General features: G+C 36.9%; 1 protein-coding gene. It reads left to right on the top strand.

The features are described 5' to 3' along the window. The first annotated feature begins 61 nt into the window (after positions 1-61). Complete coding sequence (locus AC1DWN_RS34915; protein WP_477563373.1) at positions 62-379, top strand: hypothetical protein; 318 nt, start codon at positions 62-64, stop codon at positions 377-379. Positions 380-616: the final 237 nt, after the last annotated feature.

Here is a 616-nt window from a genome sequence, read left to right as displayed (position 1 = left end):
GCATAAATATGTTAAGAGGAGCGTGAAAAAAGTGGACGATAAAGTAAAACGATTTTATAAAATGAAGCAAAAGCAGAAAGAGATCGAACAAGAGCTTTCAGAATTGAGAAATGAGATCATTAACCATTGTGCAGAACAGGACGTATCCGATCTTGAGGTTGGAAGTTATCGGATTAAAATTGTCCGTCAAGAGCGGAAGGAATACGATGATAACAAGCTTTACGAGTCACTGCCTGACCTAGAAGTATGGCGTATGTTATCCAAACCGGATTCATCCAAGATTGCAAGCTTGATTAAATTGAATGTCATTTCGGAAGAGAAAATTAGAGATACATTTTCGGTTAAGAGCATAACACTGCTGCAAGTGGATAAAAAGTGACTGATACGTAATTATTAAATTAAAAAGGCACAAACCTAGCAACGAGTGAGAAAGAGAACGCTAACCATTTCGACAGGAATGGAGCTCTCATCACTCGTTTTTTTTGTTTACATAGAATGGAACCAATGAAATATCCTTGACGATTGGCAGGTTGAGGGATACGATAAAACCAAGGTTCGCCTTTATCTGGGAATTATGGATGACGCAACATTCTTTTTTCAATATATAAGAATTTAT

The sequence above is a fragment of the Paenibacillus sp. P4_A7 genome, assembly GCF_056402455.1.
This window is presented reverse-complemented; position numbering and strand designations above follow the sequence as displayed.